This is a genomic window from Sulfitobacter litoralis (assembly GCF_900103185.1).
Taxonomy (GTDB): Bacteria; Pseudomonadota; Alphaproteobacteria; order Rhodobacterales; family Rhodobacteraceae; genus Sulfitobacter; species Sulfitobacter litoralis.
This window is the reverse complement of record NZ_FNJD01000041.1, coordinates 1-9,740: the sequence shown is the minus strand read 5'-3', so window position 1 is coordinate 9,740 and position 9,740 is coordinate 1. Positions and strand designations below refer to the sequence as shown.

Genomic DNA, 9,740 nt, shown 5'->3' with positions numbered 1-9,740 from the left:
CTTCGTCATCTCGATCTCCTAATCGATAAGATGAACCAGAAATCCTCCCTTATTCAAATCCTCAAATCTGTCCCAAGGGTGCTGACGTCAGACACACAGAAGATCGGACACTCTCCCCAATTCGTCGGCTCGGGTGTGCCGCTGCAATATCCGAGCCGAAAGCGCTAAACTCAATGTATCGAATACGATCCGGTTGCTTTTTGTACTTGCCTGCAACTCCTCAGCAATCGCCAACCCGATCTGATGAATTAGCGGATCGAATATGCCTCCAGTGTAAACAAGCCCTGCGTCTTCGGCATTCGTATCTCGATCGTTTAGACCGCCAGATGCGTCCTTAGATAAATAGAGATGAAGCATATCCAGGCTATCTCCATCAATATTGAGGTAGCGAACTGATACACCTTTTGGGCAAATGCAGGATACACCGGCTCGAGACTCAAATCGCTGTTCAGCGCCATCCGCACGGCGCCTGATTTCGGCACTGCCAGCTAAGGCAATGGCTACTTCGTTGATAGGCTGGATGAAGGACGCTCCGCTCAACGAATTATGGCGCCGTAGCTCTGCATTGACGGTACCTCCCCAGCCCAAGCCTTTTGATGAAGCGAGCAAGAGGCTCCCCGCGTCTTCGTACTTTTTGCCCAATACTGTATTGATCGCTGCGCCAGTATGCTGCCTACCATCTTCCCGTATCGGAATCGGCAATATCTGCGTAGGTGGTTCACCTTCAAGCAATGCTTCTCTCCCCCCATGAGTGCGGTTTCTCCCAAAGCCGCTTTAATACAGTCCTTCCGGTCACGTCGCATTGTCAATGGGACAGGGTTTGAGCCGCTTATGTTGCCAGGTAAATCGGGGTCGCCGTTTGTGCGCACTGCAGGGTTTTTTGCGCGACTTACGTTATCTGGCCTACCGAGATACGCGTGGCAGTAAACTTGAGCACAAATTTTAGGCAAGCAATCAGGTTCGCCAGACTTTTTGTCACATATTTTCGAAAATAAATTGCGCCAGACCCGACTCTGGGGCATTTAAATTAGGTGATCTTAAGTCAGATCATGCTTGGGCAATAACCAGGCAAGGGCATTCGGGCCTCGACAGAAGCAACTAAGGGTTGCTGTGTCGGGGCTTTTTTTATGGGGAAACCATGTCTAAGACATTCGATCTCGGTGTATTGTACTCACGTTCAGGCACGTATCAGCTGTTGTCTGAGGCGTTGTTCACCGGCGCAATGTCGGCGATTGAAAGTGTTAACGCCAACCATGATTTGCCGGTTTCTTTTAACCCTATCGTCCGGGACCCAGCAGGGGAACTGACCAACTACGCCCCAATGTGCGCGGAAATCCTATCCAGTTCTAATGCGAAGCATGTGGTTGGCTGCGTCACTTCCTCAAGCCGCAAAGAAGTTATTCCTGAGCTCGATCGCGCACAGGCAACCCTATGGTACAACGTGCCCTATGAGGGGTTCGAGACGTCAGCACGTGTTGTCTACTCCCATGCTGCTACTAACCAGAACATTCTGCCGCTGCTTGGCTGGGCAACGCGTCACTTCGGAATGTCGGTCTACCTTGTTGGATCCAATTACATTTGGGGGTGGGAAACGTGCAGAGTAATGCGCACGCGGCTTGAAGCTGCGGACGGTTCTGTATTGGGCGAACGTTACCTGCCGCTTGGCGATACATCCGTAGAAAGCTTGATCGAGGATATCGAAAAAAGTCGCCCGAAATTCATCTTGAACTCACTTGTAGGCGCCTCCTCATACGCTTTCATCAAAGCCTATGCTGAACTGGGGCAACGTGACCCATATTTCGCATCTGACAACTGCCCGTTGCTATCGTGTAATCTAACAGAAGCTGAACTTCCTGTACTCGGCGACGCAGCAGAGGGATTGATTTCGGTCGGTCCATCATTCCGTAAGAACCCCACATCTAACGGGGAGGGCTCTTCCTTAGAGCGTACTGCTTTTCAGTCTGTGCTGACTTTGGCTGAAGCTCTTGCGCACGGTGCAAGTGGACCGTTCGACAGCTATTTGGCGCAACATGGAGCCCGCTACGGAATTGATCCCGCGACACAACATAAGTCGCTCGATGTGCATATCGCGCAGGTTCGAAACAGCGCTTTTAAAATTCTGCACAGTTGGTCGGATATTGCACCCGACCCGTATCTCACCCGACCATCGAGACACCCTAAGTTTAGCGATCCGATGCTGAAGGTCGTGCAAGCATGAGCACACAAATTGATATTGCGGGGTTAGAAGGGGCTCGTGCAATTGTTTTGCACCCAGCGCATGACCGTCTACAAATATTGCTGCGTCAATTGCGGGCCATCGGTCTTGAGGCGGAAACCGCTTGGCCAAAGCTGCCTGCTTCCGCGATCACAGCCGATTTCATTCTTTACGACACGGACGCAGGCCATGATGCTCAATTTCCCTGGGCGTCGGGGCAGTCGCCTATGCCCATGATTGCACTCGTCGGATCTGAAGCGCCGGGGCGGATCGAATGGGCATCCAAGACAGGGGCCGATGCATTGCTGGTCAAGCCGCTGGCTGCGAGTGGCGTTTTTGCGTCTCTTTTAATGGCGCGGCAATCGTTCGAAAGACGAAAGGCATTGTTGGCTGAAATTGGTGCCCTGCGGGATCGCGTGTCAGCGCGGCAGACGATTGTTCAAGCCGTAAGCCTATTAGCGAAAAAAACGGGCTCTGAAGAGACCGCATACGACGACCTGCGCCAACTCGCGATGGCATGGAAAATGACAATGGAGGACGCAGCGGTGCAGATCGTTAAGCATTCGGAGACGACAGGAGCTAACCGTGGCATTTGCTGAGGCGACACCTGCACTTTTGCCACCTACGGTTTGGCAGCGATTGAAGAAGCGTAAGCTTGCTCTGTTTGGCATGGCATTAATTGCTTTGACCATCTTTGGTGCTCTGTTCGCACCGTACCTCACTCCATATGAGCCAAACGATCAGATGTTTGATGGTCTCACGATGCAAGGCGCACCGATGGCACCTGGGGCGCAGTTTGCACTGGGAACCGATCTGCTTGGTCGGGATTTGTTGACGCGCATCTTATACGGCGCACGCACCTCGCTAATTATTGGTGTTTTGGCGAATGGAGTCGCCCTGATTATCGGAACTTTTATCGGTGTCACTGCGGGCTATTTCGGGGGAATTTGGGGCAACATCCTCATGAGGTTCACCGACCTCATGATGGCGTTCCCTGCGCTTTTGCTGGCAATTTGCCTCGCGGCGATATTCCAACCGTCATTGTGGATCGTTGCTATGGTTATTGCCACAGTGAACTGGGTACAAACCGCACGGGTGCTTTATGCCGAGACTGCAAGCCTGTCGCAGCGTGAGTTTATAGCTGCAGAGCGTACTTTAGGCGCAGGAAATGTTCGCATCTTATTCAAGCACATTCTGCCACACCTTACACCTACAATAATTGTCTGGGGTACACTGGGCATCTCGACCACGGTGCTGCTTGAGGCGACGCTTAGCTTTCTTGGGGTAGGGGTCCAGCCTCCCACACCGAGCTGGGGCAATATCATCTTCGAGAACCAAACATACTTTCAAGCGGCTCCCTGGCTTGTGTTTTTCCCCGGCGTGGCAATCGTTACTTTAGCCTTGGCCTTCAATCTTGTGGGTGACGCGCTGCGTGATGTGCTGGACCCTACACAACGGGGGCGCGCATAATGTTGGCCTTTATCACCAAGCGTCTTATCCAGTCCTGCCTTATACTGCTGGGCGTCTCTTTCATCACCTTCGCACTTTTGTACCTCTTTCCTGCAGATCCAGTGCGTCAGATTGCCGGTCGTTCAGCGACACCGGAAACTGTCGCCAACATTCGGGCTCAACTTGGTTTAGATCAGCCGTTTATCATCCAATACGCGCGGTATCTGGGCAATCTACTTCAGGGTGATCTGGGACGGTCTTATTTGCAAAAGACCGAAGTCAGTACGCTTATAGCAGCTCGGTTGCCTGCGTCGCTCCTTCTGATGTTGGGAGCCATCGTTTGTGAACTGATCTTGGGTATCACCATGGGAGTCGTCGCGGCTCTGCGACGAGGGACGGCTACCGATAACACCTTAATGATGGCGAGCTTTATCGGCGTATCTGCACCGCAGTTCGTTGTTGGCCTACTGATGCTTTATGTATTTGCGGTCCAGTTGCATTGGTTCCCCATCGGTGGCTACGGCACATTTGCACATCTGGTTTTGCCATCGATCACCTTAGGGATCCTTGGCTCGGGCTGGTACAGCCGCATGATGCGATCTTCGATGATTGATGTACTACGACAGGATTTTATTCGTACAGCACGCGCTAAAGGGTTGAGCCGTATACGGGTTTTGATGCGTCACGCTTTGCCAAATGCCGTTCTGCCGATCATCGCGATGATCGGGATCGACGTCGGCATCTTTATGGGCGGTATCGTTGTCGTTGAATCTGTTTTCGGATGGCCGGGCATCGGACAGCTTGCATGGCAGGCGATCCAGCGCGTGGACATACCAATCATCATGGGCGTCACGCTGGTATCAGCTTGCGCCATCGTTATTGGCAATCTGGTCGCAGATATTGCGTCCCTGTTCGCCGACCCGCGGATCAAGGTCCGCTAATAAAACCTACCCAACAGGAGTAACTTACAATGAAAAAACTACTCACAACCTCGGCACTGGTTGCAGCCATTGCTCTGCCCCAGATAGCAGCTGCCGATGCTCATTCCGATCTTGATCCGAACGCTAAATCTGGTGGCAACATCACGGTGACCTATAAGGACGACGTGGCCACCTTGGACCCTGCTATCGGGTATGACTGGCAGAACTGGTCTATGATCAAGTCTCTGTATGATGGGCTTATGGATTATGAACCGGGCACAACCGAACTGCGCCCCGGACTTGCCGAAAGCTATGACATCTCGGAAGATGGCAAGGTTTTCACTTTCAAACTTCGCGAAGGAGTGAAGTTCCACAACGGTCGCGTGATGACGGCTGATGACGTGAAATACTCGCTCGATCGCGTAACTAATCCGGCGACCCAAAGCCCTGGCGCGGGCTTCTTTGGATCGATCGAAGGATATGACGCTGTGTCCTCGGGCGAAGTAACTGAACTGTCTGGCGTTAAGGTGTTGGACGAGCAAACAGTAGAGATCACTCTGTCACGGCCGGATGCGACGTTTCTGCACGTTATGGGGCTGAATTTCGCTTCTGTAGTGGCCAAGGAAGCGGTCGAAGCCGCGGGTGCCGATTTTGGCAAAACAGCGATGGGTACAGGTGCATTTAAATTGGCAGACTGGACGATCGGTCAGAAGTTGGTTTTCGAAAAAAATCAGGATTACTGGCGCGAAGGACTGCCCTATCTGGATAGCGTCACTTTCGAGGTGGGCCAGGAGCCGATTGTCGCATTGCTACGTCTTCAAAATGGCGAAGTCGACGTACCTGGGGACGGTATTCCACCAGCGAAATTCCAAGAGGTCATGGGTGATCCCGAACAAGCAGCGCGCGTAATCGAGGGCGGGCAGCTTCACACCGGCTATATTACCCTCAACGTTAAGATGGCGCCTTTTGACAATGTCGACGTGCGCAAAGCCGTCAATATGGCGATCAACAAAGAGCGCATTACCCAAGTCATCAACGGGCGTGCGGTTCCAGCAACACAACCGCTTCCACCTTCGATGCCCGGATACACAGAAGGGTATGAAGGTTATCCCTACGATCCCGAAGCTGCAAAAGCACTCTTGGCCGAAGCTGGGTTCTCTGATGGTTTCGAGACAGAACTGTTTGTCATGAATACCGACCCGAACCCGCGCATCGCTCAAGCGATCCAGCAGGACCTCTCGAAAATCGGTGTGAAAGCAACTATTCAGTCCCTCGCGCAAGCCAGCGTTATTGCCGCTGGCGGTGAAGCCGATCAAGCACCTATGATATGGTCAGGTGGTATGGCGTGGATCGCGGATTTTCCAGATGCGTCAAACTTCTATGGTCCAATCCTGGGCTGCGACGGGGCTGTGCAGGGCGGTTGGAATTGGTCATGGTACTGTAATGCGGATGCAGATGCGATGGCAGTTAAAGCCGACAGCATGACAGATCCGGCTATGGTCGATGAGCGTCTGAAAATGTGGTCCGATGTCTATATGGCAGTCATGGAAGACGCGCCTTGGGTGCCCGTGTTTAACGAGCAGCGATACACCATGAAATCCGAGCGTATGGGCGGCGATGACAAACTCTACGTCGATCCAGTCTCTATCCCTGTTAACTATGACTATGTGTATGTAAACGATGTGCAATAAATGTCCTGACTATACTATTCACGGCGCGAGCCACCACTTTGGCTGGGACAACTCGTTTGTCCCAGCCATCACAGTGGCACCTGGTGAAACAATCGAATTCGAATGCCACGACAGCTCAGCGGGTCAACTGAATGCGGACAGTACCGTTGCCGATGTCGCGGCTATGGATTTTGGCAAGATCAACCCGGTGACGGGTCCCGTCTACGTGGACGGGGCAGAGCCCGGTGACGCGCTGAAAATCACCATCGAAGGGTTTCAACCTTCTGGCTTCGGTTGGACCGCAAATATACCCGGTTTCGGCTTGCTGGCAGATCAGTTTGAGGATCCGGCGCTAACAATCTGGAAGTATGATCCAGATACGCTGGAGCCAGCTCTGTTTGGTAAAAACGGGCGCGTACCACTTAAGCCTTTCGCTGGTACCATTGGTTGCGCTCTCGCGGAACCAGGGTTGCATACAGTCGTCCCGCCTCGCCGTGTCGGTGGCAACCTTGATATCAGGGACTTGGCTGCGGGAACGACGTTGTACCTGCCTGTCGAAGTCGCTGGAGCACTGTTCTCCATCGGTGATACCCATGCGGCACAAGGCGATGGCGAAGTCTGCGGTACTGCGATTGAGAGCCCTATGAATGCCACAGTAACGCTCGACCTGATAAAAGACGCAAATCTCAAAATGCCGCGTTTTACAACACCGGGTCCTGTTACCAACCACCTGGATTCCAAGGGGTATGAGGTCACCACGGGTATTGGCCCAGACCTGATGACCGGCGCAAAAGAAGCGGTAAGCCAGATGGTCGATTTGTTATGCAAAACGCGAGGTCTATCAGCTGAAGATGCCTATATGCTGGTATCTACATGTGGCGATCTGCGTATTTCGGAGATTGTCGATATGCCAAACTGGATTGTGTCCTTCTACTTTCCGCGCTGCGTGTTCGAATGACGGTACCAGCACAAATTTCATCGGCGGCCTCTGTGGCTGCCGATGCCTGCACCCCGGTTTTGTCAGTACGGAACCTTGATATCTCGGTACGCAGCGATGCAGGTATACAACCGCTTGTACGGGGCCTCAGCTTCGATCTCAAACCAGGCGAGACGCTTGCCATCGCAGGTGAAAGCGGTTCGGGAAAGTCGCTCACCTCCTTAGCTATAATGGGTTTGCTGCCTCCACCTGCTGTCCACGTTTCGGGTGGCAAAATAGTGTTCGACGGTGCCGACCTCACTACTTTGCCCGAGCATAAGTTGCAGCGCCTGCGTGGCGATCGTATCGCTATGATTTTTCAAGAACCCATGACTGCGCTGAACCCAGTGATGCGTATCGGTGATCAACTAACCGAGGCTATTCGCGCGCACGAGCCCATGTCGGGACGGGCTGCACGTCTTCGCGCCTTAGAAGCGATCAAGGCCGTGCGGCTGACCGAACCAGAGCGCAGGATGAAACAATATCCGCATGAACTATCTGGCGGTATGCGCCAACGTGTCGTTATTGCTATGGCCATTGCACTTCGCCCAGATGTGATGATTGCAGACGAGCCGACAACTGCGCTGGATGTTACCGTGCAGCGCGAGGTTTTGGACCTGCTGCGCGTACTCACCTCAGAAATGGGTATGGCGTTAATTCTTATCACCCACGATATGGGCGTTGTCGCCGAGATGGCGGACCGAGTTTTGGTGATGCAAAAGGGTCAGTTGGTTGAGGAGGCCGCGGTGCGCACGCTATTTCGCGATCCCAAAATGCCTTATACTCAGCAACTGCTTTCCAGTGTTCCACGCATGGGGAAGGGACGCGTCAACACCGTTGATACCACGGTACAGCCCTTGCTTTCCGTGAGAGACCTCAAGGTCACCTATGATATTCGCGGGGGAATTCTGGATCGTGTCCAAGCGCGCGTCCACGCCGTAGAAAAAGTAAACTTTGATATCTTTCCCGGGGAGACTTTTGCCGTCGTAGGTGAAAGCGGATGTGGCAAGTCGACTATTGCACGAGCTTTGACTGGACTTGTCCCACACGAGGGGGTCGTCAAGTTTTCCGGCAAGCCCATCTTGCGCGACCGCTCCTCGCAGCGCACCAATACGCGCGCGATGCAGATGGTATTCCAAGATCCTATGGCAGCACTTAACGGTCGCATGACCGTGGGAGATCTGGTCAGAGAGCCGATGGTCATTCATGAGATCGGGACACCTCAAAGCCGAACAGATCGTGCAGCCGAGCTGTTTAAGCGCGTCGGTCTCGGCCCCGAAGCTCTCGATCGCTACCCCCATGAATTCTCAGGCGGACAACGTCAGCGTATTTGTATTGCGCGGGCATTAGCGTTGAATCCTAAGCTTATCGTTGCCGACGAAAGCGTCTCGGCTCTTGACGTTTCAGTTCAGGCAACGGTGTTGGACCTTTTACAGGAGCTCAAGTCTGAGTTGGGCATGTCCTATCTGTTTATCTCGCATGATATGGCAGTAGTTGAGAACATTGCTGATCGCGTGGCAGTTATGTATTTGGGGCAAATTGTCGAGATCGGTACCAGCGCTCAGGTATTCGGAAATCCTCAGCATCAATACACGCGACGTCTGATTGCGGCCGCACCATTTCCGGACCCGGAACGCCAGCTTCCGGTCAGCGAAGTGTTGGGAACCGAGCTCAAAAGCCCGGTAATGCCGATTGGCCAATCTCCACAGATTCTTAAGTATAGAGCCATGGGAGACGGGCATTTGGTCGCGGTTTAGCCTAATTTCGCGCGGGTTGAGCAATAAACGGTATCTGTCGCAACGCGCGGTCCTTTGTCGACTGGTGTCACTGCTCGACCGGAAGCTGCTTTAATGGCCAGCACCAATAGTACAACATACAAATATAAAAGGTTAAGATTGTCACTGAGGGAGTTCAGGCCGGCGTGTGGCACTGTGATGTTTAATAAATCGTGTCACCCATTGTTCACGCCAGCAACATCTTTAATGACGCCGGAATTGTGGCCCCGTAGCATCCTGGGCAGCAGGATATCCTGCTGCCCCGCAACGTTATTAAAGACGCAGCTCGCTGATCATTTCGATGGCTGATTTTAGGTCGAGCGATGCTTTGAGTGACGAGCAAAACTTGCCCAGCGCACGACATTCATTGTCCAACAGTTCGTAACCGCTGTTTAGACCCCACCTTCCGATGACGCGTGTATTCTGCGAGTCCGTGCTTCATGGATTTGAGGGAGTTTCTCCATGGATTGTACGATTGAGGTTCTCACGGATGCGGGCGGTAGCCGTCGGAGGTGCCGCCGTTGGCCTGAAGAAGTTAAGGCCCGGATCGTGGCCGAGACCCTTGTTGATGGGGCGACAGTGAACGCCGTTGCGCGGCGATATGGGATGCGCCCCAATCATTTGTCTGAATGGCGTCGGATGGCCCGGGATGGCAAGTTGGTCTTGCCGAACCTGGACGGCGTGTCTTTTGTTCCGGTTGCGATTGAGGAACCCGCTGCTGCTTTGCCGGACGTG

General features: G+C 53.2%; 9 protein-coding genes. 8 read left to right on the top strand and 1 reads right to left on the bottom strand.

Features of this window, described 5'->3' with window-relative positions:
- Positions 1-87 precede the first annotated feature (87 nt).
- Positions 88-732 carry a hypothetical protein gene (locus BLQ98_RS17695; protein ID WP_141135385.1) on the bottom strand — a complete coding sequence of 215 codons (645 nt, stop codon included), beginning with the start codon at positions 730-732 and terminating at the stop codon, positions 88-90.
- Between the two features lie 406 nt (positions 733-1,138).
- Here BLQ98_RS17695 and BLQ98_RS17690 point away from each other — a divergent pair, with 406 nt between their 5' ends.
- From BLQ98_RS17690 to BLQ98_RS17655, 8 genes are all read left to right on the top strand, one after another.
- Positions 1,139-2,218 (top strand): transporter substrate-binding protein, encoded by a 1,080-nt coding sequence (locus BLQ98_RS17690; RefSeq protein WP_167354579.1) that lies wholly within the window; start codon positions 1,139-1,141, stop codon positions 2,216-2,218.
- The gene (locus BLQ98_RS17685; protein WP_093734507.1) at positions 2,215-2,814 is read left to right on the top strand and encodes an ANTAR domain-containing response regulator; all 600 of its coding nucleotides are present in this window, start codon (positions 2,215-2,217) and stop codon (positions 2,812-2,814) included. The genes BLQ98_RS17690 and BLQ98_RS17685 overlap by 4 nt, the downstream gene beginning before the upstream one ends.
- Positions 2,801-3,685: an ABC transporter permease gene (locus BLQ98_RS17680; RefSeq protein WP_093734506.1), complete on the top strand. Its 885-nt coding sequence runs from the start codon at positions 2,801-2,803 to the stop codon at positions 3,683-3,685. The genes BLQ98_RS17685 and BLQ98_RS17680 overlap by 14 nt, the downstream gene beginning before the upstream one ends.
- On the top strand, positions 3,685-4,605 hold the full coding sequence (locus BLQ98_RS17675) for an ABC transporter permease (RefSeq protein WP_093734505.1): 921 nt from the start codon (positions 3,685-3,687) through the stop codon (positions 4,603-4,605). Before BLQ98_RS17680 ends, BLQ98_RS17675 begins: the two co-directional genes overlap by 1 nt.
- Positions 4,606-4,634: 29 nt before the next feature.
- Positions 4,635-6,275 (top strand): ABC transporter substrate-binding protein, encoded by a 1,641-nt coding sequence (locus BLQ98_RS17670; RefSeq protein WP_093734504.1) that lies wholly within the window; start codon positions 4,635-4,637, stop codon positions 6,273-6,275.
- Complete coding sequence (locus BLQ98_RS17665) at positions 6,265-7,212, top strand: acetamidase/formamidase family protein (protein WP_093734503.1); 948 nt, start codon at positions 6,265-6,267, stop codon at positions 7,210-7,212. Before BLQ98_RS17670 ends, BLQ98_RS17665 begins: the two co-directional genes overlap by 11 nt.
- Complete coding sequence (locus BLQ98_RS17660) at positions 7,209-8,987, top strand: ABC transporter ATP-binding protein (RefSeq protein WP_093734502.1); 1,779 nt, start codon at positions 7,209-7,211, stop codon at positions 8,985-8,987. The genes BLQ98_RS17665 and BLQ98_RS17660 overlap by 4 nt, the downstream gene beginning before the upstream one ends.
- Before the next feature lie 480 nt (positions 8,988-9,467).
- Positions 9,468-9,740, top strand: a 273-nt coding sequence (locus tag BLQ98_RS17655; protein ID WP_141135384.1) for a transposase, incomplete at its 3' end; no start/stop codon positions are given.